This is a genomic window from uncultured Methylobacterium sp. (genome assembly GCF_964251405.1).
In the GTDB taxonomy this organism is placed as follows: Bacteria; Pseudomonadota; Alphaproteobacteria; order Rhizobiales; family Beijerinckiaceae; genus Methylobacterium.
The window spans coordinates 4,712-25,464 of sequence record NZ_CAXUJR010000015.1; the positions used below are offsets into that span (position 1 = coordinate 4,712).

Annotated in this window: 22 protein-coding genes; 7 read left to right on the forward strand and 15 right to left on the reverse strand. The window is 68.8% G+C overall.

The genetic code is table 11. The features are described from left to right. The coding region (locus tag ACFE7U_RS04665) for a formyltransferase family protein (RefSeq protein WP_375408567.1) at positions 1 to 608 on the reverse strand (608 nt) is incomplete at its 3' end. Positions 609 to 754: 146 nt separating this feature from the next. Between ACFE7U_RS04665 and ACFE7U_RS04670 the strand changes: the two genes are divergently transcribed. Beyond that, a complete protein-coding gene (locus ACFE7U_RS04670; protein WP_375408568.1) occupies positions 755 to 1,489 on the forward strand; it encodes an SDR family NAD(P)-dependent oxidoreductase in 735 nt (244 codons plus the stop codon). Then, complete coding sequence (locus ACFE7U_RS04675; protein ID WP_375408569.1) at positions 1,455 to 3,065, forward strand: cryptochrome/photolyase family protein; 1,611 nt, start codon at positions 1,455 to 1,457, stop codon at positions 3,063 to 3,065. The genes ACFE7U_RS04670 and ACFE7U_RS04675 overlap by 35 nt, the downstream gene beginning before the upstream one ends. Here ACFE7U_RS04675 and bcsS read toward each other — a convergent pair. Beyond that, positions 3,043 to 3,798, reverse strand: coding sequence for a cellulose biosynthesis protein BcsS (gene bcsS / locus ACFE7U_RS04680; protein ID WP_375408570.1), 756 nt, complete (start codon positions 3,796 to 3,798; stop codon positions 3,043 to 3,045). The two genes, ACFE7U_RS04675 and bcsS, sit on opposite strands and share 23 nt — an antisense overlap. Before the next feature lie 330 nt (positions 3,799 to 4,128). Here bcsS and ACFE7U_RS04685 point away from each other — a divergent pair, with 330 nt between their 5' ends. Continuing rightward, the gene (locus ACFE7U_RS04685; RefSeq protein WP_375408571.1) at positions 4,129 to 4,731 is read left to right on the forward strand and encodes an exopolysaccharide biosynthesis protein; all 603 of its coding nucleotides are present in this window, start codon (positions 4,129 to 4,131) and stop codon (positions 4,729 to 4,731) included. Positions 4,732 to 4,735: 4 nt separating this feature from the next. On the opposite strand, the gene ACFE7U_RS04690 is transcribed toward ACFE7U_RS04685, so the two are convergent. Together ACFE7U_RS04690 and ACFE7U_RS04695 are read right to left on the reverse strand one after the other, a co-directional pair. Continuing rightward, entirely contained in the window at positions 4,736 to 5,560 is an 825-nt protein-coding gene (locus ACFE7U_RS04690; RefSeq protein WP_375408610.1) for a metal ABC transporter permease, read from the reverse strand. Positions 5,561 to 5,598: 38 nt separating this feature from the next. After that, positions 5,599 to 6,453 carry a metal ABC transporter ATP-binding protein gene (locus ACFE7U_RS04695; RefSeq protein ID WP_375408572.1) on the reverse strand — a complete coding sequence of 285 codons (855 nt, stop codon included), beginning with the start codon at positions 6,451 to 6,453 and terminating at the stop codon, positions 5,599 to 5,601. Between the two features lie 237 nt (positions 6,454 to 6,690). Between ACFE7U_RS04695 and ACFE7U_RS04700 the strand changes: the two genes are divergently transcribed. Next, complete coding sequence (locus tag ACFE7U_RS04700) at positions 6,691 to 7,182, forward strand: Fur family transcriptional regulator (protein ID WP_375408573.1); 492 nt, start codon at positions 6,691 to 6,693, stop codon at positions 7,180 to 7,182. Between the two features lie 67 nt (positions 7,183 to 7,249). On the opposite strand, the gene ACFE7U_RS04705 is transcribed toward ACFE7U_RS04700, so the two are convergent. Continuing rightward, positions 7,250 to 8,749 (reverse strand): sugar transferase, encoded by a 1,500-nt coding sequence (locus ACFE7U_RS04705; RefSeq protein WP_375408574.1) that lies wholly within the window; start codon positions 8,747 to 8,749, stop codon positions 7,250 to 7,252. Between the two features lie 434 nt (positions 8,750 to 9,183). On the opposite strand from ACFE7U_RS04705, the gene ACFE7U_RS04710 reads away from it, so the two are divergent. Then, complete coding sequence (locus ACFE7U_RS04710) at positions 9,184 to 10,437, forward strand: MFS transporter (protein WP_375408575.1); 1,254 nt, start codon at positions 9,184 to 9,186, stop codon at positions 10,435 to 10,437. A gap of 20 nt (positions 10,438 to 10,457) precedes the next feature. Here the strand turns inward: ACFE7U_RS04710 and ACFE7U_RS04715 are convergent, their stop codons facing one another. After that, positions 10,458 to 10,793 (reverse strand): antibiotic biosynthesis monooxygenase family protein, encoded by a 336-nt coding sequence (locus tag ACFE7U_RS04715; RefSeq protein ID WP_375408576.1) that lies wholly within the window; start codon positions 10,791 to 10,793, stop codon positions 10,458 to 10,460. Between the two features lie 494 nt (positions 10,794 to 11,287). On the opposite strand from ACFE7U_RS04715, the gene ACFE7U_RS04720 reads away from it, so the two are divergent. Next, complete coding sequence (locus tag ACFE7U_RS04720; RefSeq protein WP_375408577.1) at positions 11,288 to 11,704, forward strand: helix-turn-helix domain-containing protein; 417 nt, start codon at positions 11,288 to 11,290, stop codon at positions 11,702 to 11,704. Between the two features lie 91 nt (positions 11,705 to 11,795). Here the strand turns inward: ACFE7U_RS04720 and ACFE7U_RS04725 are convergent, their stop codons facing one another. From ACFE7U_RS04725 to cbiE, 4 genes are read right to left on the reverse strand one after another with little or no spacing between them, the layout of a single operon-like run. Continuing rightward, the gene (locus tag ACFE7U_RS04725) at positions 11,796 to 13,112 is read right to left on the reverse strand and encodes a cobyrinate a,c-diamide synthase (protein ID WP_375408578.1); all 1,317 of its coding nucleotides are present in this window, start codon (positions 13,110 to 13,112) and stop codon (positions 11,796 to 11,798) included. After that, on the reverse strand, positions 13,109 to 13,891 hold the full coding sequence (gene cobM, locus ACFE7U_RS04730) for a precorrin-4 C(11)-methyltransferase (protein ID WP_375408579.1): 783 nt from the start codon (positions 13,889 to 13,891) through the stop codon (positions 13,109 to 13,111). Before cobM ends, ACFE7U_RS04725 begins: the two co-directional genes overlap by 4 nt. After that, the gene (locus ACFE7U_RS04735; RefSeq protein WP_375408580.1) at positions 13,888 to 14,313 is read right to left on the reverse strand and encodes a cobalamin biosynthesis protein; all 426 of its coding nucleotides are present in this window, start codon (positions 14,311 to 14,313) and stop codon (positions 13,888 to 13,890) included. The genes cobM and ACFE7U_RS04735 overlap by 4 nt, the downstream gene beginning before the upstream one ends. Next, positions 14,292 to 15,521 carry a precorrin-6y C5,15-methyltransferase (decarboxylating) subunit CbiE gene (gene cbiE, locus ACFE7U_RS04740; RefSeq protein WP_375408581.1) on the reverse strand — a complete coding sequence of 410 codons (1,230 nt, stop codon included), beginning with the start codon at positions 15,519 to 15,521 and terminating at the stop codon, positions 14,292 to 14,294. The genes ACFE7U_RS04735 and cbiE overlap by 22 nt, the downstream gene beginning before the upstream one ends. Positions 15,522 to 15,535: 14 nt before the next feature. Here cbiE and ACFE7U_RS04745 point away from each other — a divergent pair, with 14 nt between their 5' ends. Next, the gene (locus tag ACFE7U_RS04745; protein ID WP_375408582.1) at positions 15,536 to 16,327 is read left to right on the forward strand and encodes a cobalt-precorrin-6A reductase; all 792 of its coding nucleotides are present in this window, start codon (positions 15,536 to 15,538) and stop codon (positions 16,325 to 16,327) included. A gap of 11 nt (positions 16,328 to 16,338) precedes the next feature. Here the strand turns inward: ACFE7U_RS04745 and cobJ are convergent, their stop codons facing one another. From cobJ to ACFE7U_RS04770, 5 genes are all read right to left on the reverse strand, one after another. Further along, positions 16,339 to 17,097: a precorrin-3B C(17)-methyltransferase gene (gene cobJ, locus ACFE7U_RS04750; RefSeq protein ID WP_375408583.1), complete on the reverse strand. Its 759-nt coding sequence runs from the start codon at positions 17,095 to 17,097 to the stop codon at positions 16,339 to 16,341. Beyond that, positions 17,094 to 17,885 carry a precorrin-2 C(20)-methyltransferase gene (locus tag ACFE7U_RS04755; RefSeq protein ID WP_375408584.1) on the reverse strand — a complete coding sequence of 264 codons (792 nt, stop codon included), beginning with the start codon at positions 17,883 to 17,885 and terminating at the stop codon, positions 17,094 to 17,096. The genes cobJ and ACFE7U_RS04755 overlap by 4 nt, the downstream gene beginning before the upstream one ends. Then, positions 17,885 to 18,529: a precorrin-8X methylmutase gene (locus ACFE7U_RS04760; RefSeq protein ID WP_375408585.1), complete on the reverse strand. Its 645-nt coding sequence runs from the start codon at positions 18,527 to 18,529 to the stop codon at positions 17,885 to 17,887. The genes ACFE7U_RS04755 and ACFE7U_RS04760 overlap by 1 nt, the downstream gene beginning before the upstream one ends. Next, positions 18,526 to 19,911 (reverse strand): hypothetical protein, encoded by a 1,386-nt coding sequence (locus ACFE7U_RS04765; RefSeq protein WP_375408586.1) that lies wholly within the window; start codon positions 19,909 to 19,911, stop codon positions 18,526 to 18,528. Before ACFE7U_RS04765 ends, ACFE7U_RS04760 begins: the two co-directional genes overlap by 4 nt. Then, on the reverse strand, positions 19,908 to 20,753 hold an 846-nt coding region (locus tag ACFE7U_RS04770), incomplete at its 5' end, for a cobaltochelatase subunit CobN (protein ID WP_375408587.1). The genes ACFE7U_RS04770 and ACFE7U_RS04765, both read right to left, overlap by 4 nt.

Consider the following 20,753-nt stretch of genomic DNA (forward strand, 5'->3'; position numbering starts at 1 on the left):
GTCCGGTCGGCATCCGTCACCCGCGCCCAGTAAGAGCCTTCGCCCTGGGGCTCCGCGGCACGCCAGCGCGCGGGCAGTTCCCGGGCGATCGGTCCGAGAGCGATGCGCCGGGCCGCCATCTGGCACTTGGCGAGCAAGGTCTCATGGGTCTCGGCCGGCGACGTCGGAAAGTGCTCGCGGGCCAGGATATCGCCTGTGTCGAATCCGGATTCGCCGAGGACATGGGCCGTGACGCCCCAGCGCTCGTGACCATCGGCGATGGCGCGGAATAGCGGATAGGGTCCGCGGCCCACGGGCAGCGGCGAAGGGTGGAGATTGAGGCCGTAGGCCGCTCGGCCCTGCCATCCCGTCACCAGCCAGGGATAGCCGGCCACGACGAGAACCCAATCGCGCCCGTGGACCTGCGCCAGCGCCTCGATATCGGGCGTCTTGATGCGCGACAGCTGCATCGGAAGGCGATGGCGCCGGGCCTGAGCCACGACGGCCTCGTTGAAGTCGTAGAGGCCGTCGCAGGGACGCGTGAACAGCTTGATCGGCGTCCAGCCCGCCTCGACGAGGGCATCGAACACGCCGCCGAGGAAGTCGATACCGGCGAAGGCGAACTTCATGTGGCTCCTCGACAGGGAGAGGGATGGCAAACGCCGCTGCGTCGATCCCGCCTGCGACGCCAAAGTCGGCCGCCGCAGCACCGGGTGGGGTCCCAGCCAGGCGACAGCGCCTTACCTAGCCGCTCTGTATAGGAACGGGAGCGGGCATGAAGCGAGTCGTGATCTATGGCGGGACCGGCGGAATCGGCGCCGCAACGGCGCGCGCGTTGCGCGCACGCCGCATCCCGCTCCACCTCGCCGCCCGTGACGCGGGCCGCCTCGGCGAGGCCGCCGAGGCCCTGGGCGACACAACCGTCACGGCCGGCGACGTCACCGATCCGGATTTCTTCAAGCGCGTGACGCAGGAAGCCGGGTTCGAGCTCGCCGGTCTCGTCTATGCGGTCGGCACCATCAACCTGCGGCCACTGGCGCGGTTGACCGCACAGGACGCCGAGACCGATTTTCGCATCAACGCACTGGGCGCGTTCCTCGCGATCCAGGCCGCCGCCGCTGCCCTGAAGGCCGGCGCCGGAGAGGCGGGCGCGGGCGTGGTGCTGTTCTCGACTGTGGCGGTGGCTCAAGGGTTTCCTGCCCACGCCTCGGTGGCGATGGCCAAGGGCGCGGTGGAGGGCCTCGCCCTGTCGCTCGCCGCAGAGATGAGCCCGCAGGTCCGCGTCAACGTCGTGGCGCCGTCCCTCACGCGAACGCCGCTCGCGGCCGCCATCACGTCCAATGAGACCCTGGCCTCCGGCATCGCCGCGATGCACGCCCTCCAGCGCCTCGGCACGCCCGACGATATCGGCGCGCTCGCCGCCTTCCTGGTCTCGGAGGAGGCCGGCTGGATCACCGGTCAGATCATCGGCGCCGATGGTGGTCGGTCGACCCTGCGCACGAAGGGCTGAGGGCTTGGGGATCCTGCGCTTCGTTTTCGGCGACCAGCTCCATCGCCGGATCTCGACCCTGATCGATTGCGACCCCGAACACGATGTGGTCCTCATCGTCGAGGTGATGGACGAGGCGACCTATGTTCGCCATCACAAGCAGAAGATCGCTTTCCTGTTCTCCGCCATGCGTCACTTCGCGGCGGAACTCGAAGCGGAGGGTCTGCGCGTCGACTACGTGCGTCTCGGCGATCCCGGCAATACCGGCTCCTTTACCGGGGAGTTGGAGCGCGCTCTGGCACGGCACGCCTGCGACCGCGTCGTCGTCACGGAGCCGGGCGAATGGCGTGTCTGGGAGATGATGCAGGCCTGGCGCGACGATCTCGCCGTGCCGGTGGAGATCCGCGAGGACAACCGCTTTCTCTGTCCCCGCTCCGACTTCGCGGACTGGGCCGGTGATCGCAGGACCCTGCGCATGGAGACCTTCTATCGCGGCATGCGTCGGCGCACCGGTTTCCTGATGGAGGGCGGTGAGCCGGTCGGCGGGCAATGGAATTTCGACCACGACAACCGCAAGCGCCTGCCCAAGGGCCATCGGCCGCCGCAGCGCCGGCGCTTCGAACCGGATGGAATGACGCGCGAGGTGATTGCCCTGGTGGAGGACCGTTTTGCAGGGCATTTCGGCGAACTCGACGGGTTCGGCTGGCCGGTGACCCGCAAGGATGCTCTCTCGGCACTCGAACACTTCATCGCCGACTGCCTGCCGACCTTCGGCGACTACCAGGACGCGATGAGGACGGGCGCGCCGTTCCTCGCTCATTCGCTGATCTCGCCGGCGCTCAATGCCGGCCTGCTGACGGCCGACGAGGTCTGCAGCGCGGCCGAGCGGGCTTATGTCGAGGGGCATGCCCCGCTCAACGGCGTCGAGGGCTTCATCCGCCAGATCCTCGGCTGGCGCGAATACGTCCGCGGTCTCTACTGGGCGCGCATGCCGGGCTATGCGGTGACGAACGCCCTCAATGCCAAACGCGACCTGCCGTGGTTCTACTGGTCGGGTGAGACGCGGATGAACTGCCTTGCCCAGTGCATCGGCGAGACCCGCCAGCACGCCTACGCCCACCACATCCAGCGACTGATGGTGACGGGCAACTTCGCGCTTCTCGCCGGCATCGCACCGGCCCAGGTCGAGGAATGGTACCTTGTCGTCTACGCCGATGCCTACGAATGGGTGGAATTGCCCAACGTCCACGGCATGGTGCTCTGGGCCGATGGTGGCGTCATGGGCTCGAAGCCCTACGCGGCGTCGGGCGCCTACATCAACCGGATGTCGGATTATTGCGGCGCCTGCTCCTACGACGTGGCGGCCAAGACCGGAGAGACGGCTTGCCCGTTCAACTACCTGTACTGGAACTTCCTCATCGAGAATGCCGGGCGCCTCGAAGCCAACCCGCGCATGGCGATGCCCTACCGGACGCTCTCGCGGATGGACGAGGCCAGGCGGGAGGAAATCCTGGCCGATGCCGCCCATTTCCTGAACGGCCTCGATGCACGGCCGCCGGTTTCCGAAACACCGGTCAGAGTGGTGTCCACAGCGTGAGCGCCACGTAGGGGCTCCCCTCTGCTGAGGGAGTCTCGATCATGTAGCCGGCCGAGACCCGCAGGCTGAAGCGGCCCACGGAGACATCCGTCGCGTGGAGGCCGATGCTCCATTTGCGATAGCCTGTCTCGTCGGCATAGAGCGCCGCCTCCGGACCGAGATAGGCGCCCCAGAACCGGACGCCGTAGGACAGGCGGCCCCAGGCATGCCCATGGGCGGAGCCGAGGATCAGCGTCGCGGTGAGGAGCGTCTCGTCGGTGGGGTAGGCCCAGACCTCGCCGTGGAGACGAAGCCCGAACCGAGCCGGCAGAATCGCCGTTCCTGCGGACCCGGACAGCGCCTCCATGGATCCTTCCGGTCCCGCATAGAGTGCGATCACGCCCCAATCGGTAAACCATTGATGGCCGGCGAGGGCGCTGGCCATCATCGTCCAGCGCATGAGCGAGGGCGAGGACCTCCCGTCGAGCGATGGCCCCGTCTCGGTGCGGCGACCCGCCCCGACGCTCGCGAGAACCACGAAGCCTTCGCGGTCGACCCGGTCGAAGGCGATCTTGGCGCCGGCAGTGGCGAATCCGGATGGCGCCGCATCCAAGCTGCCGAAGAGGATCGCGGAGATCGGGTTTTCTTCGCCGCGGGCGGCTTCGCCATGACCCAGCACGAGGAGGGTCGACAGCGTGACCGACAGGCGACGGGAGCGACGGGCATTGACGCGACGGATCGCCGTTCCGGCCAAGATCAGATCGCTCCAGCGGGATGCCCGAGGTTAACAAACGATCTAGAGATTGCATCAAAATTTCGAAAACAACCTGAGCATCGGCTGTGAAAAAGCCGGTCGCTTCGTTTGAAGGCATGAGATCACCACACCAACGTCAGTCTATCATTTCTTTCAAGTATCTTTTTTTATAAATAATATACCTTGAGTTTATATAGTCACCCGGCCCGCTGTTCGCATCAGCGCGTCCGGCGAATCACCGATGGCCTGGCCGGGCAATGAGGGGCCGCTTGGCGCTGGGGCTCGCATAGGCTAGAGCCCCGCCGGGACCGCAGCCGATGGCCAATCTCCTTGTCTCCAGCAGCACGAACATCCGATGTCCTCACCGTCTTGGCGGCGCAGGAAGGTGACAGGCTGACCGTCGGCGACATCGTCGCGGTGCTGCGGGACCGTGCCTTCGCGCTCCTCATCGTCATCCTCGGCTTGCCGAACTGCCTGCCGATGCCGCCACCCATCCCCCTGGTCTGCGGGTTCCTGCTCCTGCTCGTGGCGGTCCAGATCATGGCCGGCATGACCTCGCCATGGCTGCCGCGAATTCTCCTCAGCCGGTCGGTCGCCCGCAGCGATGTCGAGCGCGCGGCCAAGCGGGCCGTGCCCCTGCTACGCCGGCTCGAGCGCTGGTCGCGACCGCGCATGAGCCTGTTCGAGACGCCGCTTGGCATGCGCACCGTCGGGCTCATCGTGCTGACGCTGTCGCTGGCGCTGATCGTGGCGGCGCCCTTCATCGGCCAGATCCCGCTCGGCATCGCGATCTGCCTCGTTGGCCTCGGCCTCGTCGAGCGCGACGGCCTGGTGGTGGTGGTCGGGCTCGCCGTCGGCGTGATCGGCGTCCTGCTGAATGCGGGCTTCGTCTACGCCATCGTGTCGGGCATCATGAGCGTGTTCAACCTCTGATCCATCAGGCTTCGAGGTGGCGCCGGCGCAGGAGTCGGCGCAGGAGGCCGCCGCGCGTGCCGACCAGCAGCGACACGAGATACAGCGCTCCAGCCGAGAGCACGATGGCGGGACCGGTCGGCAGGTCGGCATGATACGACAGGACGAGGCCCGACAGGCTCGCCAGCATCGCCAGCAGCATCGAGATTGGAATCAGCCCGCTGAGATCCGCCGCCCACAGCCGGGCGGTGATCGCGGGCAGCAGCATCAGCCCGACCGCCAGGAGCGTGCCCAGCGCCTGGAAGCCGCCGACGAGGTTCATCACGACGAGCCCGAGAAAGGCGTAATGGACAGGCCCGCCGGCGCGGCCGACGCTGCGCAGGAACAGGGGATCGACGCATTCCATCACGAGTGGCCGGTAGAGGGCCGCGAGGGCGAAGAGCGTGACCGTCGCGATGCCGCCGAGCAGCAGGAGGGCCGCATCGTCGAGCGCCAGGACCGTTCCGAACAGGATGTGCAGGAGGTCGATCTGCGAGCCGCGCAGGGATACCAGCAGCACGCCTGCGGCAAGGGAGATCAGGTAGAAGGCGGCGAGACTCGCATCCTCCTTGATGACGGTGGAACGGGTCACGAAACCGGCGAGCAACGCCACGGCGAGGCCGGCGGCAAGGCCTCCCAAAGTCATCGCCGGCAGCGACAGGCCAGCGACGAGGAAGCCGATCGCCGCCCCCGGCAGGATGGCGTGGCTCATGGCCTCGGTCATCAGGCTCATGCGGCGCAGCATGAGGAAGACCCCGATGGGGGGAGCCGACAGCGAGAGCGCGAAGCAGCCGACCAGCGCCCGGCGCATGAAGGCGAACTCGACGAAGGGTCCGAAGACGAGGTCGATCACGCGGCGTTTCCGTGATGGTGATCGTCCGGGCCGTGATGGTGCGGATGGGTGTGGTCCCGCGCGGGCTCGATGCCGGGCGAGGGGCCGTGCCCGTGTCCGCCATCATGGGCGCAGACCGCCGCATCCTCGTCCCAGGCTTCCGACAGGCTCTGGGCCCGCGCCAGGTTCTTCGCGGTGAGGACGCTCGCGGTCGGACCCCAGGCGACAGGCTCGCGCGCGAGCAGGAGCGTCGCGGGGAAATGCTCGGCGACTTGGCCGAGATCGTGAAGCGCGGCGACGATGGTGCGGCCCTGGCGGTGCCAAGCGTGGATCAGGGCCAAGAGATCATGCGTCGTTCGGCCGTCGACGCCGGCGAACGGCTCGTCGAGGAGGATGACGTCAGCCTCCTGAAGGATGAGGCGTGCGAAGAGCGCCCGCTGGAACTGGCCGCCCGAGAGGGTGCCGATCGCCCGGTCCTCGAACCCGTCGAGGCCGACGGCCGCGAGCGCGTCCAGCAGATCCGCCCGATGGCGCCGCAGGCTGCGCCACGGACCGTACCGGCGCCACAGCCCCATGGCGGCGAGGTCGAGCACGGAGAGCGGGAAGCTGCGGTCGATCTCCGCCGCCTGCGGCAGGTAGGCGAGGGCGCCCTCCGGCCGGTTGATCCGGCCGTCGAGGCAGGCGATCTCTCCGACGATGCCCTTCAGCAGGGTCGACTTGCCGGCGCCGTTGGGTCCGACGAGGGCGAGGAGCGCGCCTCCAGGAATGGTGCCGTCAAGGTGATGCACGGCCGGATGGCGATCGTAGCCGAGGGTCACGCCGTGCAGGGCGATGGTCCCGGGCGCGTGTCCGGGCGTCCGCGCGAGGCTCATTGCCAGGCCCACAGGATCGCCGCCCACAGGAGGCCGGCGAGCAGGCCCGCGGCGAGGAAGCGGAAGAGGGCGCTGGCCTGGAAAAGGGAGCGACGTGGAGGGGGCATGGATCTGATGGTTCGGGTCAGGGGAGGTCGATTGCCCGAACGGGAGCGTCGGATTATGGTCGCGGGTGATACACTGTAACACCCGCCCGGTTCAATCCGCGCTGCGGGACCGACGTTCGGGGAAGACGGGATGCATGATCACGCGACCGGGTCACCCGAGACGGCGGGAGGCTGTTGCGGCGCGAACGTGGTGGCGCGAGCCGAGCGGCTGTGCCGCGACCGCGACCTGCAGTTCACCCGTCTGCGTCGAGACGTTCTCGAGACCATCGCCGGGCAGACGCGCCCGCTGGGAGCCTACGACATCGCCGAGCGCCTGAGTGCACAGGGACGGAGGGTCGCTGCCGTCTCGGTCTATCGCGCGCTCGATTTCCTGGGAGAGCACGGTCTCGTCCACCGCATCGCCAGCCGCAACGCCTTCGTGTCCTGCGGCCACGAACACGGCGACGCCGCCAAGCTGGTCTTCCTGATCTGCCGCACCTGCGGGGGCATCGACGAGACGACGGCGCCGTCCGTGGAAACGGCCCTCGATCGCACCCTCGCGCAATCGGGGTTCAGGCCGTCGAGCCGCATCCTCGAGGTCGAGGGCGAGTGCGGCGCCTGCCTCGCTGGAAACGCGGCCTAACCGTGGGTTAGGGCCTCATCCTCATGACCCGAATCGGCAACACCCATCCGAGGCCGATGCGTGAGGCTCAATAGGCGTTGCGGTAGGCCCGCGGCGAAACCACCGTCTGGACCATGATCTGGATGTCGAGCCAGATCGACCAGTTGTCGATGTAGTGCAGGTCGTGGTTCACCCGCCGCTCCATGTCGAGGTCGGTGAGCGTCTCGCCGCGAAGGCCGTGGACCTGGGCCCAGCCGGTGATGCCGGGCTTGACGTTGTGACGGCGGGCATAGAGCGCGATGCGCCGCTCGAAGCTGCGGTCATGAGCCATGGCGTGGGGCCGGGGGCCGACAAGCGACATCTCCCCGAGGACGACGTTGAAGAGTTGTGGCAGTTCGTCGATGTTCGAGCTGCGCAGCATCGCTCCCACGCGGGTGATCCGGCTGTCGTTGCGGGAGGCCTGCCGGAACTCGGCACCGCGCTCGGTCTTCATGCTGCGGAACTTGTAAACGCCGAAGGGCTGCTGGTTGAAACCGTAGCGACGCTGCCGGAAGAAGACCGGACCCGGCGTGTCGAGCTTGATCAGGACTGCGACCGCGACGAAAAGCGGGGCGAGCATCACGAGGGCCAGAAGTGACAGGACGAGGTCCATGGTGCGCTTCAGGAAGATCTCCCCCGATTGGAGCGGCTTGCGCCCGATCCTGATACCGGAGAGTCGCCCGACTCGCCCGACCTGCAGGTCGGGGAACCGATCCATCATCGAGCCGGGACGCAGATGCACCGCCGCGGGGACCCGCAGGAACGCGTCGATGCAACGCTCCACATCCGAAGTCTCCGCCCACGGGACCAGGATGAAGACGTCGTCGGGGCGCAGGAATCTCACCACCGAGACGGCCAGATCGAGATCCTCCGAGATCTGCGCCTGCCGGGCGACATCGGCCGCTCCCACTTCGCAATGGCGCAGATAGCTCGTGCCGACGACGCGAAGGCCGAGGTCTTCGGCGTCGTTGTGGGCGTAGAACCGCGCGATGTCCTCTTCGTAGCCCACGAGATGGACGCGGTTGACCGACGATGACGTGGCGGTGATGCCGTGCCGGACCAGCTTGACCATGGCGTAGCGCACCATGAGCGTCGCCGGGAGACCGGCCACGAAGACGCCCAACGTGACCGCGCGCGACAGATCGTTCGAGGTCTTCGTGGCGAACCCGACGACCATCGTGACGACCCAGGCGGCCACCCACAGGGTCGCTGCCCGGCGGAGATGCGGACCGCGCGCGATCAGCGATTCGATGCTATAATCGTCCCGCACGAGATTCGTCAGCAGGATGACGAGGCAGAGTACGCCGGCGATCTGGAGGCCCGTGCCCGACGCGTCGACGGTGCCTCTACTTGCATAATAATAATACGCGATGTCGACGGCATAGGCCGTGCCGACGATGGTGATGAGGTCCGCCAAGGCGACGGCGCTCGATACCGCGAGACGAAAAGCGGCGCGGCTTCGCCTTGGCAGCAGGGCAGCCCAAACGTCGCGCCGCGCCGAAACGGGCGCAAGTTTCCGGTAGTCTCTCGGGAGCGGCTGCTGGAGCATTTGAATGCTGTGTACCGGCTTGGGCCTGGAAATGTTTCATATTGACCGGTCGCATCATCCGATCGGCTTTGGTCCTCGTTTCTCGGCAAGTACCATACCGATGAGAATTGCAGTTGATCTGAGCCGCCATAGCATGGGCAGTGTCTCTGCATTGTGAGCGGTGGGTTGCCGTTTCGAGGATGTGATCATCGCGAGCCGGTCGACGCACTTCGTCAATGACGGTCAGGGCGGACTCGCGACGCCGGCCCGATCCTCGATGCGCCGCCCAAAACCTCGTCGCAGCGTCGGATCGTTCGGGAAACGATCTCGACTGGCCGGTCGGAGGCGGATAACCGGCTGGGAAGCCGTGAGTTTTCCTCGAGACGCGTGCACCACGCCATCTTGGCGCCATGCCGCCCGGTCATGGCAGTGGCATCGACGTCTGGGCCCGAACGATGACATCCCCATCCAGCGAGACCATCGCGCCGTCTCGCGTTGCTGACGGGCGAACCGAGGCTTCGGCGGTTCCGGCTATCGCCATCCTGGCGTCACTCAGTCTGGCGCATCTCCTCAACGATCTCGTTCAGTCCCTGCTCGCGGCCATCTATCCGCTCCTAAAGGACGAGTTTCGGCTCGATTTCGGACAGATCGGACTCATCACCCTGGTCTTCCAGGCGACTGCCTCGGTGCTGCAACCGCTCGTGGGCCTGTACACCGATCGGCGTCCGATGCCGTTCTCGCTGGCGTTGGGAATGACATGCTCCCTCGTCGGTCTCGTCCTGCTCTCCGTGGCCTGGACATACGGTCTGCTGCTCGTGGCTGCCGGCCTCGTCGGGCTCGGTTCGGCGATCTTCCATCCGGAAGCGTCGCGGCTGACACGTGTCGCGTCGGGTGGGCGCTATGGGCTCGCCCAATCCGTCTTCCAGGTGGGCGGCAATGCGGGAACGGCGCTGGGGCCGTTGCTGGCGGCCCTCGTCGTGGTGCCTCGCGGCCAGGCGAGCGTCGCCTGGTTCGGCCTTGCCGCACTGTCCGGCATCGGTCTCCTCAGTGCGGTAGGCACGTGGTACCGCCGTCATCTTCGCACGAGGAGGTCACAATCGCGACGGAGCGGCGAGACGCCGGGCCAGATCCTGTCGCGGCGGCGGACCGTGGCGACGATCGGCGTGCTTCTGGTCCTGATCTTCTCCAAGTACTTCTACATGGCGAGTTTCTCGTCCTACTACACCTTCTACCTGATTCACCGCTTCGGCGTTCCCGTCGGGCAGTCTCAGGTCTATCTGTTCCTTTTCCTCGGCGCGGCGGCGGTCGGCACCCTCGTGGGCGGCCCGATCGGCGATCGCGTCGGGCGGAAGCCGGTGATCTGGGGATCGATCCTGGGCGTGCTGCCGTTCACCCTGGCCTTGCCGCACGTGAACCTGTTCTGGACCGTCCTGCTCAGCGTACCGATCGGCGTGATCCTGGCGTCGGCGATGCCCGCGATCCTGGTCTATGCCCAGGAATTGCTGCCTGGCCGGATCGGCCTCGTTGGCGGCCTGTTCCTCGGCTTCGCGTTCGGCATCGGCGGTATCGGGGCCGCAGCGCTCGGCGAACTCGCCGACCGCGACGGCATCGAATCCGTCTACGCACTCTGCGCCTACCTGCCCTTGCTGGGACTCACGGCGGTTTTCCTGCCGCGTCTACGGACGCGACGGGTCGCGGCCGTAGCCTGAGGGCCGAGCAATGGCCGGCCTCAGGCGGCCGCGTTGGCCTCCGGCCGGCTCACGGTCTGGACGGTCTCGAAGCCCTCGAATTGGGGATGGCCGAGATAGAGCGGCTTGGTGGTCGGCACCCGGCTGTGTGCCTTGCGGAACTGTTCCGAACGCGTCCAGGCCTCGAAATCCGCCTTCGATCGCCAAATCGTGTGCGAGGCATAGAGCACGTGGTCCTCGTGTTCCGGGCCTTTCAGCAACTGGAACTCAACGAAGCCCGCCATTTCGCCAAGATGGCTGTCGCGGCCAAGCCAGACCTGCTCGAAGTCCTGTACCGAATCCTTCACGACCTTGAACCGGTTCATCGCGATAAACATCAAGTCACTCCCTTTCTCACGGTGCTGGAAGCTAGGAGGATGCGTCGCAGATCGATATCTGACGCTTCGCCGCTGCACGGCCGGGACACGATCGACGGCATCGAGATTAGCATTGCCCAATTTAATTGCACGATCGCTAAATATCGAAGCCGGATGAAGGTCTTCGTTGACCAAGCAGAGCATTGATCCGCGGCACTGTGTCTTTTGAGGATTCTCCATGCGGACGCACTTGCCATGGGGATCTCATTCGTGGTCAAGCTGCTGGCGACGATACTTAGGCATGACGGGGACCAAGCCCTTGGGCTCTTACCTCTATCGCCCAATACGTTGTCTGATTTCGAATTCAGGTCTAGAAGCTGAGACTCTGCGCAGGCGGAGGTTCGAAGACGGATCGATACGATGCCGAAGACCAAGTGAAGTGACCGAGTAAGATGGACGCCCGCTCAAAAAGGTCCGGGTCGGCGTGCAGCGTAACGGCCGGACCGTACCGAGTGATGATGCCTAAACAGACCACCGACGTCGACCGACTGGTTGGAATTCGGATCACTGCCTTGCGAAAGGCGCGCGGCCTAAGCCAGACGGCTCTCGGCACGGCTGTCGGCGTGACGTTCCAGCAGGTCCAGAAATACGAGAAGGGGCAGAACCGCGTCGGTGCGGGCCGCTTGCGGGAGATCGCAAGGCTGCTCGAAGTGCCGGTCTCGGCGTTCTTCGAGGAGAGCGAGAACGGGACGCAGAACGATGCATTCGGCTTCCTCGGGACGCAGGGTGCCATCGAGTTGCTCAGAGCCTATGCGTTGATAGAGGACGACCAGCTCCGTCGGGACGTGCTCGCGCTGGTGCGGACAGCCTCGAAGATGGGCAAGCAGCCGGCCCCCCCGCCAGCTCCAGCTCCGGCGCCCGAGGCGGCCTGAACCTTACGCTCCGCTAAGCCGCTGCCGGTTTTCAGGCCAACGCCCGAATCTCGCCGGATAGGATACAAGGCGCCGTCTTCGGCCCCGTGGATCATCCGGCGATGAGGTGGAAGAAGCTGCCCGTGACGTTGCCGCGACGGTGCCCCGCGAGGCCTTGAGGCGTCCCTTCCGCATCGGTCACCGCGGCGAGCGCGATGTCATGGACCGGCGGATCGGTTCGCTCGCTGGCATAGTGGAACTCGTGACCCACGAGCCGAGCGCCTGCCCGACCGAGCACGCCGTCGGCGACGAGCGTCGCCACGCGGTAGCCGAGATGAAGGCGCCGGGCGCGGTACGACGTCGCCACCGGCAGAAGCGCCGTCATCGGGTGAGTGATGCCGTCGGCATCCTCCAGGCTCTCGCCGAGCACCATGTAGCCGCCGCACTCCCCGTGGACAGGTTTCGTCCGGGCGAAGTCCCTGACTCCGTCGCGGAAACGGGCGGCCTCCGCCAGGATCCCGGCGTGAAGCTCGGGATAGCCGCCCGGCAGCCAGCACACGTCGCAATCCTGCGGCGGCGGCTCGTCGGCCAGGGGCGAGAACGCAACGAGTTCGGCGCCCGCCCTGCGCCATCCGATCTCCAGATGCGGATAGAGGAACGAGAAGGCTGCGTCCGAGGCGACCGCGATGCGCTGGCCCGGTGGCCGCGGCAGGGTCGTAGGACCGGCCGGCAGGCCTGTACCGGACGCCGCGCCCAGGATGGCATCGAGGTCGAGCCCGGATTCCGCAAGGTCGGCGAGACGGTCGAGACGTGCCTCGAGGTCGCCGGTCTCGCGGGCCTGGACGAGGCCGAGATGACGCTCGGGCAGGGCAAGCGCGCCATCGCGCATGAGGGCGCCGAGCACCGGCATCCCGATGCGGGCGAGTCCCGCCTCGATGAGGCGCCGGTGCCGCGCGCTGGCCACCTTGTTGAGGACGACGCCGGCGATGCGGATGCGCGGATCGTAGGCCGCGCAGCCCAGCGCCACCGCGGCGGCGGATTGGGCGGCTCCCGACACGTCGAGCACCAGGATGACCGGCCAGCCGTAGCGGGCGGCGATGTCGGCGTTGGCCCCGGTGACGCCTTCGCGCGCGACGATGCCGTCGAAGAGCCCCATCGAGCCCTCTGCGATCACGAGGTCGGCCCCCGTCATGGCGATCCCGGCGACCCCGTCGAGGAGGGGTTCGGGCATCGCGAAGCTGTCGAGGTTGACGCTCGGTGCCCCGGTGGCGGCGTGGTGGAAGGCGGGATCGATGTAGTCCGGCCCGCATTTGGCGCCCTGCACCCGCAGGCCGCGCCGCCGCAGCGCCCGCATCAGCGCCAGGGTGACGGTGGTCTTGCCCGAGCTCGACCGGGGCGCGGCGACGAGAAGGCCGGGGACGGGGGTCACGGGACCGGTCCGCTTCTGTTCGCACCCGTCGGCCGGAAGCGCCGATCGTAATCGGTGGAATACAGCGCGCTCTCGCGGAAGTCCTGCGCCCCGAGCGCCGGTCCAACTAGGATCAGCGCCGTGCGCTCGAGGCCGGCGGCGGCGACCCCGGCGGCGATCGTGGCGAGCGTGCCCGTGAGCACGCGTTCGTCCGGCCAGGTGGCCCGGAACACCACGGCCACCGGGCAATCGGCGCCGTAGAACGGCGTCAGTTCGGCGACGATCCCCTCGACGACGTGGATGGAGAGATGCAGAGCGAGGGTCGCACCCGTGGCGGCGAAGGCGGCGAGCCGCTCGCGCTCCGGCATGGCACTCGCCCGCCCTGAGACCCGCGTCAGCACCACCGATTGTGCGACTTCCGGCACGGTCAGTTCCTGGCGCAGGACGGCGGCGGCGGCGGCGAAGGCCGGGACACCGGGCGTCACCGTGTAGGGGATGCCGAGGCGGTCGAGGCGCCGGGTCTGCTCGGCGAGGGCGCTCCAGATCGAGAGGTCGCCGGAATGGAGTCGCGCCACGTCCTGGCCTGCCTCGTGGGCGGCGCTGCATTCCGCCATGATTGCGTCGAGGTCGAGGGGGGCGGTGTCGACGATGCGCGCTCCCGGCGGGCACCAGCCCAGGATCTCGGGCGCGACGAGCGAGCCGGCGTGGAGGCAGACCGGGCAGCGCGCGATGAGATCACGCCCACGCACCGTGATGAGGTCGGCCGCACCGGGGCCGGCGCCGATGAAGTGGATGGTCATGGTGTCGGGCTTTGCCCGCAAACGGACGGGAGCGCCAGGGCGCAGGTCGCCCCGGCGCTGGCAATACGGGGGAGCACGAGCCGTCCCCCTTCGCCGACAGCCGCCAGGGCAGCGGCTTCCGCCAGCGAGCCAATCCCGCGGCTCGCCTCGATCCGGGCCGAACGGGTCGGCACGCGGGCATCGACAGCGACGAGGTCGGGCTCCGCTACGGCGATGACGACGACGCCGAACAGGTCCGCCGCGCGGCGCAGGGCTTCATCGTCCGCTTTGTCGCTCGCAGTCGCCAGCGCCCGCAGCCGGTCTGCTCCGATGCCGACGGCGTCGAGGGCTTGGTGGACCAAAGCGACGATCTCATCGGCATCGGTCGCCCGGCGAAACCCGACGCCCGCCACGAACATGCTCACGGCTTGGTCCAGATCCATTGCGTCACCGGCATCGCGCTGCGCCAGCCATGCATCCCGCCGACCGGGTCGGCCCGCGCCACGGAGAGCCGCTTCAGGGCTCCGCCATGGCTCGCGAAGGTCGACAGCAGGGCAGCCTCGCCTTCGAGGGTGACGGCATTGGCGACGAGTCGCCCGCCCGGCCCCAGGGCGGCAAGGGTCGCGGCGAGGATCGCCGGATCGGAGACGCCGCCGCCGATGAAGACCGCATCCGGCGCGGGCAGGCCGGCAAGCGCCGCCGGTGCGCGGCCTTCCACGACCCTGAGGTCGGGCACGCCGAGATTCGCGGCATTGCGCCCGATCCGAGCGGCCCGATCTGACTGCGCTTCCACCGCGATGGCGCAGTTGGCGGGATGGCGCAGGCACCATTCGATCGCCACCGAACCGGCGCCGGCGCCGACATCCCACAACAACTGCCCGGCAGCGGGCCGGAGCGCGGCCAGCGTGATCGCGCGGATCTCCGACTTGGTGAGCTGCCCGTCATTCTCGAACCAGGCATCGTCGAGCCCTGGGCTCAGCGTCACCACGCGCGCGCCCGGATCGGCTACGACCGCGATCGCCAGCGTGTTGAGGGCATCGACTCCGGAGAGATCGAAGCCGTTCGCCGTGGCGCTGCGGATGCGCTCGCGCCCGCCGCCCATTGCTTCGAGGACCGTGACGATCGACCGGCCGAAGCCGCGCTCGACGAGTAGGGCCGCCACGGCCGCTGCCGTCGTGCCGTCCCAGGCCAGCACGAGAAGGCGGGTGCCGGGCTGGAGGTGGGGAATGATGCGCGGCAGCGCCCTCCCGTGCAGGGTGACGCAGGCGCAGTCGGCGAGCGGCCAGCCGAGGCGGGCACAGGCGAGGCTGAAGGCCGAGGGCTGAGGATACGCGGCGATCTCGCACGGGTCGACGAACCGGGCGATCTCGGCCCCGATGCCGTAGTGGAACGGATCACCCGTCGCGAGCAGGCAGGTCGGGCGGCCGCGCCGGGCCAGGATCTCCGGATAGGCCGCCGTGATCGGCCTCGGCCAGGGTCGTTGCTCGCCCGTCACAGGCGCCGCCAGGGCAAGATGGCGCTCGCCGCCATAGACGATCTCGGCGGAACCGAGCGCCGCGCGGGCGGCAGGGCTGAGGCCGGCGCGGCCGTCCTCACCGATCCCGACGATGGCGAGCCAGCGCCCGTTGCTCGACAGCGCGTCATCGCTCATGGAAAAAGGCCCGCATGCGCATCCTCATCCTCGGCGGTACCAGCGAGGCGAGCGCCTTGATCGCCGCCCTTGCGGGCACGATGCACGAGGTCACGCTGTCGCTGGCAGGCCGCACCACGGCGCCAAAGACCGGTTCGGTACGGACCCGCATCGGCGGCTTCGGCGGCGCCGAGGGACTGGCCGCCTGGATGCGCGAGGACGGCACGGATCTCCTCATCGATGCGACGCATCCCTTCGCCGCACGCATATGCGTGAGCGCGGCCGAGGCGGCGAGGGCGGCCGGCATTCCGATCCTGGCGATCCGGCGTCCGCCCTGGATACGGGAGTCGGGTGACCGCTGGACCGAGGTCGACACCGTCGAAGACAGCGTCGCGGCCTTGGGCGAGGCGCCGCGCCGGGTGTTCGTGACCGTCGGCCGCCTCGAACTCGCGGCTTTCGCGGCGGCCCCCCAGCACGACTACGTGGTGCGCACGATCGAGCCGGTGGGCGATGCCCTGCCGGTTCCCCGCCTCACGACGATCGCAGCCCGTGGTCCCTTCGCGGCCACCGAGGAGGAGCGGTTCATGCGCGAGGCCGGCATCGCGGTGCTGGTCACCAAGAACTCGGGAGGCGACGCCACCTACGCGAAGATCACCGCGGCGCGGGCTTTGGGAATGCCGGTGGTGATCGTGCGCCAGCCCCTGAAGCCGGAGGTGGCGCGGGTGGCGGACGTGGCGGGGGCGATGGCTTGGGTCGCTCATGACCTTACGAAACGCCGAGAGAGTAGCCATGCGCCTCTTCCCTCCCCAGCAGAGGGGGAGGGTTGATGTGCCAACTTTCACGCCGGTACGCTGCGCGGCGTGTACACGAACGGCCGCTCAGCCTCTCCGCGCAGGATCAGCCGCGTCGCTGACGCGCCGATGATAACGAGGGTCGCCATGTCGGCCGCTGCCTCGCGCGCTTCCGCCAGCGTCAGCACCCGGATCGCCTCGTCCGGCCGCGAGACCGCACGGGCCAGCATCACCGGCGTTTCAGGCGCACGGATCTCCGCGGCGATGCCGAGAGCGGCGCCGAGTTGCCAGGGGCGGGCCGACGAGATCGGGTTGTAGAGGGCGACGACGAAGTCGGCCCGCAACACCGCCTCCAACCGCGCCGTGATCACCGGCCACGGCTTGAGGTTGTCCGACAGCGACATCGCGCAGAAATCCCCGCCGAGCGGCGCACCGAGGCTGGCCGCCGCGGCGAGCATCGCGGTGATGCCGGGCTCGACCCGGATGTCGAGGCGACGCCATTCCGGGTCGCCGGCCTCCACAGCCTCGAACACCGCCGCCGCCATGGCGAAGACTCCGGGATCGCCGCCGGAGACCACCGCGACGCGGCGGCCGGAGGCGGCGAGGTCCAGGGCCTGGCGCGCCCGATCGACCTCGACGCGGTTGTCCGAGGCGTGGCGCACGAGGCCGGGCCGCTCGGGCACGCGGGCGACGTAGGGGATGTAGCCGATCAGGTCCTCGGCCTGCGCCAGCGCCTCCGAGGCGGCGGCGGTGAGCAGCCGCGGATCGCCCGGCCCGAGGCCGATCACCGTAACGCTGCCTCTCACGGCCTCCGGCCCTCGCCGGGCACCAGAACCATCGAGAAGTAGGGCGCCGCGTCGTCGGGTTTTTCGCTCAGCGCGATCACCTTCTCGCCGGCCATCGTCCCGCGCTCCACGTAGACCGCGCGCTCCAGCAGCCCGGTCTCCGCCAGCGCGATTCGGACCTTGGGCAGGTTGCGCCCGAGCTTCATGATCACGGCGGCGTCCGTGGCGCGCAGGCGATCCACCAGGGCGGCATGCGCAAGGGTGGCGGGCAGGATCGTGAGGACGTCGTCGCCCCAGGTGATCGGCGTGCCGGCCCTGGTCCAGCAGCCGGACATGCCGGTCACTCCGGGGATCACCTCGATGGGAAAGCGGTCCTTCAGCCGGCGCCAGAGATGCATGAACGAGCCGTAGAAGAACGGATCGCCCTCACTGAGGATCGCGACGTCGCGGCCCGTGGCGAGGTGATCGGCGAGCCGGCCCGCCGCGTCGTCGTAGAAGCCGGCCAGTGCCGCGACGTAGTCGGCGTGATCGGGCGGAAGCTCGGTGGTGTAGGGATAGACGAGCGGGAATTCGCGGGCGGGGTCTCGCGTCACCGCGTCGGCGATGGTGCGAGCGTTGCCGCGTTTCCCTTTCTTGCAGAAATGCACCAGCACCGGCGCCTCGGCCAGCACCTTCATGGCGCGGACGGTCAGGTAATCCGGGTCTCCCGGCCCCATCCCGACGCCGAACAGCGTGCCGGTGGTCACGAGGCGGGGTGCCGCCGGCTCGTCGTGCGACAGGGGGGAGAGTGGCCGCTCGGTCGCGTCCATCACTCGACCTCGCAGGCCAACGCGTTCACCGCCGCCGCCGTCATCGCGCTGCCGCCGCGCCGGCCGTGGACCACGATGAAGGGCACCCGGCCGTCGCGCGCCAGCGCCTCCTTCGATTCCGCCGCGCCGACGAAGCCAACCGGGATGCCGACGACCGCAGCAGGCGGGGCGATGCCCTCGTCCAGAAGCTCGAGCAGGCGGAACAGGGCGGTCGGGGCGTTGCCCACCGCGACGATGCTGCCCGGCAGGTGCTCGCGCCACAGCTCCATGGCGGCGGCCGTACGGGTTGTCGCCATCTCGGCGGCGAGACCGGGCACGCGCGGGTCACTCAACGTGCAGATCACCCGGTTGTCGACCGGCAGGCGCGAGCGGGTGACGCCGTCGGCGACCATGCGCACGTCGCAAAGGATCGGCGCGCCACGCTTCAATGCAGCGGCTCCGGATTCGGCGAAATCGTCGGAGGCTTCCACGTCGGCGGGCAGGTCGGTCATGCCGCAGGCGTGGATCATCCGCACCACCACCCGCTCGGCGATGCCGTGGAAGCGGGCGAGGTCGGCCTCGGCCCGGATCATCGCGAAGGAGCGGGCATAGATCGCCTGCCCGTCGCGCAGGTAATCCGAGCGCGAGGCGGTTGGCGGGGTCATGGCTGTATCCTGAAGGCCGGGGCGAGGGCTTGCGACGGGTCGGCCCTCCTTAGACGCTCCAGCGCCGCCTCGAAAGTCAGGCGCATCGCCGGCATTGGACTTGGCGGTCCGCCGAGGACGATGCCGTAGAGGCCGTCATTTCCAACGAGGGTCAGGTCGGCGGCAGCCGGGTGGGCGCAGCCCTTCGAGCATCCCGAGACATGCGCGCGCAGGCCGCGCGCCGCGAAGGGCTGGAAGGCCTCCGCGAGGCGCGCCGCGTCGGCCAGCGTCGCGGTGGAGCCCGAGGCGCAGGCCGGGGCGCCGGGGCAGGCGGCGACGGCACTGCGGGGATCGTCTGCCCGTGTGATGAAGCCGAGACGGGAGAGGGCATCGCCGGCATGGCGGGCTCCTCCGAGGTTTGCCGTCACGAGGACGAAGCCGCGGCTGGGCGAGAGGTGGAGGTCGCTGGCCAGGGCTTCGGCGTGATCCGCCAGCCGGTCGAGGGCGTCGGCGCCGCATCGGCCGAAAGGAGCATCGACGAGAATGGAAGTGCTGCCGTCGGCGAGCTCGGTGAGCCCCGGTATGAGGCTCGCCGACGCATCGGGCCGTGGGGGCAGGGCGGCGGGTCCCAGCCTGTTCAGGAGACCCGTCCGCAGGGCGGGAGGCAGATCGCGAAGACGGCGAGCTCCGCTCGCGGCCAGTGTCTGCAAGGCAGCTTCGATCGCGGCGATGGCTTCGCGAGGCGTCATCGAGACGAACCATTCGGGTCCATCGGGTCCCGCCAGCGCGAGGGCGAGGGAACATGGGTCGATCGTACCCGTCGCCCGTCCGGGGCAGGGCGTGGTGTCTTCGTCGATGATCAGCAGCCGGATATCGGCGTCCGTTGCGGAGAGACCACCCACCCTTTCCCGGACGCCCGGAGCGTCAGCACAGGGTGATCCGGGACCCGGCGCAACGACCGGCCGAGGTAGCGGCGCCCTCTCGATCGTCACCAGCGCCTTGGCCGGAAGGCGCCGGATGCCGAGCCCGACCGCCTCGATCGCCCGCGCCAGGGCAAGCACCTCCGGTCCGGCCAACGGCGACGTCAGCGTCAGCCGCTGCGGCCCGCCATCGGCGCGGACGTCGCCGAGGCTGGCGCCGTCGAGGAGCGCGGCGAGCGGTGCCCGTGTGAGCTCCGTGACGCCGCGGATCTGGAGGTTGGCTCGCGCCGTCACGTCGATATGACCGTTGCCGAAGCGCCGCGCTCCCTCCGCGACCGCCCGCGCCTGAGCCGGCGTCAGGATTCCGAGCGGCGGGTGGATACGCGCCAGCAACCCGTCCCCGGTCGGCATCGGCCGGGCGAGGCTCGGGCACCAGCCGCGGCGGGCAGGAGCGTCGGGCAGGACGCGGCGGGCCACGTTCATTCCGCGGCCTCGCGCATGAGTTCGTCACGCATGAGTTCGTCGGCAGCCCTCGCGTTGCGGCGGCTCTGCCAGAGGCCGCGCGTACGTGCTTCGTCGAAGCGCTCGAGGATGGCGCGGGACGCGGCCGGGTTCGCGGTACGGAGTTGCTCGAAGGTGTCGATGTCGGCGATCAATGCGCCGTAGAGCCGGTCGAGGTCGTCACCGGATACGGCATCTGTGGTCGCGGCGAGGACGAACACCGCATCGACCCCCTGCGCCAGTTCCTGGGCGCCGCGATAGCCGTGGCGCAACTGCGCCGCGATCCAGCGCGGATGGCTGAGCTTTCCCCTGATCAGACGGGTCGCATCCTCGCGGGCCGTCCGGGTGCGCGGGGTCTCGGGTTTAGAGACATCGAGGCTGTAGAGGGCCGGCGTGCCGCCGGCCAAGGACGCGGCGGCGGCGAAACCACCCATTGCGTCGACGGCCGCGTCCCCGTCGAGTAGGTCGCGCTCGGCTACGTCGAACGCATGGACATAGGCGTCGGCCCTGGCCACTCGCTCGGAGAAGCCATCATCGGCGACGTCCGAGGCGCCGCCATAGGCGTGGGTCGTGGCTGCCAGATAGGCGCGGCCGAGCTCGTCTCGGTCGTTCCACTTTCCGTCGAGGGCGAGTTCGCCGGCCCCGGCGCCGTATCGACCGGGTGCGCCGCCGTAGATCCGGGCCGGCGTCTCGCCACGGCGCAGAGCGGCGGCGAGGGGATTCTCCTCGTCGGTCTCCGAGCGCTCGGCCACGGCCCGGGCGGCGCGGTCGAGGAGCGACAGGGTCTCGGGAAAGGTATCGCGAAAGGCACCGGAAACCCGCAC

Excerpts from the sequence above, each read along its gene's own strand:
- ACFE7U_RS04670 (WP_375408568.1), top strand. The coding sequence starts at position 755 with ATGAAGCGAGTCGTGATCTATGGCGGGACCGGCGGAATCGGCGCCGCA.
- ACFE7U_RS04675 (WP_375408569.1), top strand. The coding sequence starts at position 1,455 with ATGGTGGTCGGTCGACCCTGCGCACGAAGGGCTGAGGGCTTGGGGATC.
- ACFE7U_RS04690 (WP_375408610.1), bottom strand. The coding sequence starts at position 5,560 with ATGCGCCGGGCGCTGGTCGGCTGCTTCGCGCTCTCGCTGTCGGCTCCC.
- ACFE7U_RS04695 (WP_375408572.1), bottom strand. The coding sequence starts at position 6,453 with ATGAGCCTCGCGCGGACGCCCGGACACGCGCCCGGGACCATCGCCCTG.
- ACFE7U_RS04700 (WP_375408573.1), top strand. The coding sequence starts at position 6,691 with ATGCATGATCACGCGACCGGGTCACCCGAGACGGCGGGAGGCTGTTGC.
- ACFE7U_RS04705 (WP_375408574.1), bottom strand. The coding sequence starts at position 8,749 with ATGCTCCAGCAGCCGCTCCCGAGAGACTACCGGAAACTTGCGCCCGTT.
- ACFE7U_RS04710 (WP_375408575.1), top strand. The coding sequence starts at position 9,184 with ATGACATCCCCATCCAGCGAGACCATCGCGCCGTCTCGCGTTGCTGAC.
- ACFE7U_RS04715 (WP_375408576.1), bottom strand. The coding sequence starts at position 10,793 with ATGTTTATCGCGATGAACCGGTTCAAGGTCGTGAAGGATTCGGTACAG.
- ACFE7U_RS04720 (WP_375408577.1), top strand. The coding sequence starts at position 11,288 with ATGATGCCTAAACAGACCACCGACGTCGACCGACTGGTTGGAATTCGG.
- cobM (WP_375408579.1), bottom strand. The coding sequence starts at position 13,891 with ATGACCATCCACTTCATCGGCGCCGGCCCCGGTGCGGCCGACCTCATC.
- ACFE7U_RS04735 (WP_375408580.1), bottom strand. The coding sequence starts at position 14,313 with ATGGATCTGGACCAAGCCGTGAGCATGTTCGTGGCGGGCGTCGGGTTT.
- cbiE (WP_375408581.1), bottom strand. The coding sequence starts at position 15,521 with ATGAGCGATGACGCGCTGTCGAGCAACGGGCGCTGGCTCGCCATCGTC.
- ACFE7U_RS04745 (WP_375408582.1), top strand. The coding sequence starts at position 15,536 with ATGCGCATCCTCATCCTCGGCGGTACCAGCGAGGCGAGCGCCTTGATC.
- ACFE7U_RS04755 (WP_375408584.1), bottom strand. The coding sequence starts at position 17,885 with ATGGACGCGACCGAGCGGCCACTCTCCCCCCTGTCGCACGACGAGCCG.
- ACFE7U_RS04760 (WP_375408585.1), bottom strand. The coding sequence starts at position 18,529 with ATGACCCCGCCAACCGCCTCGCGCTCGGATTACCTGCGCGACGGGCAG.
- ACFE7U_RS04765 (WP_375408586.1), bottom strand. The coding sequence starts at position 19,911 with ATGAACGTGGCCCGCCGCGTCCTGCCCGACGCTCCTGCCCGCCGCGGC.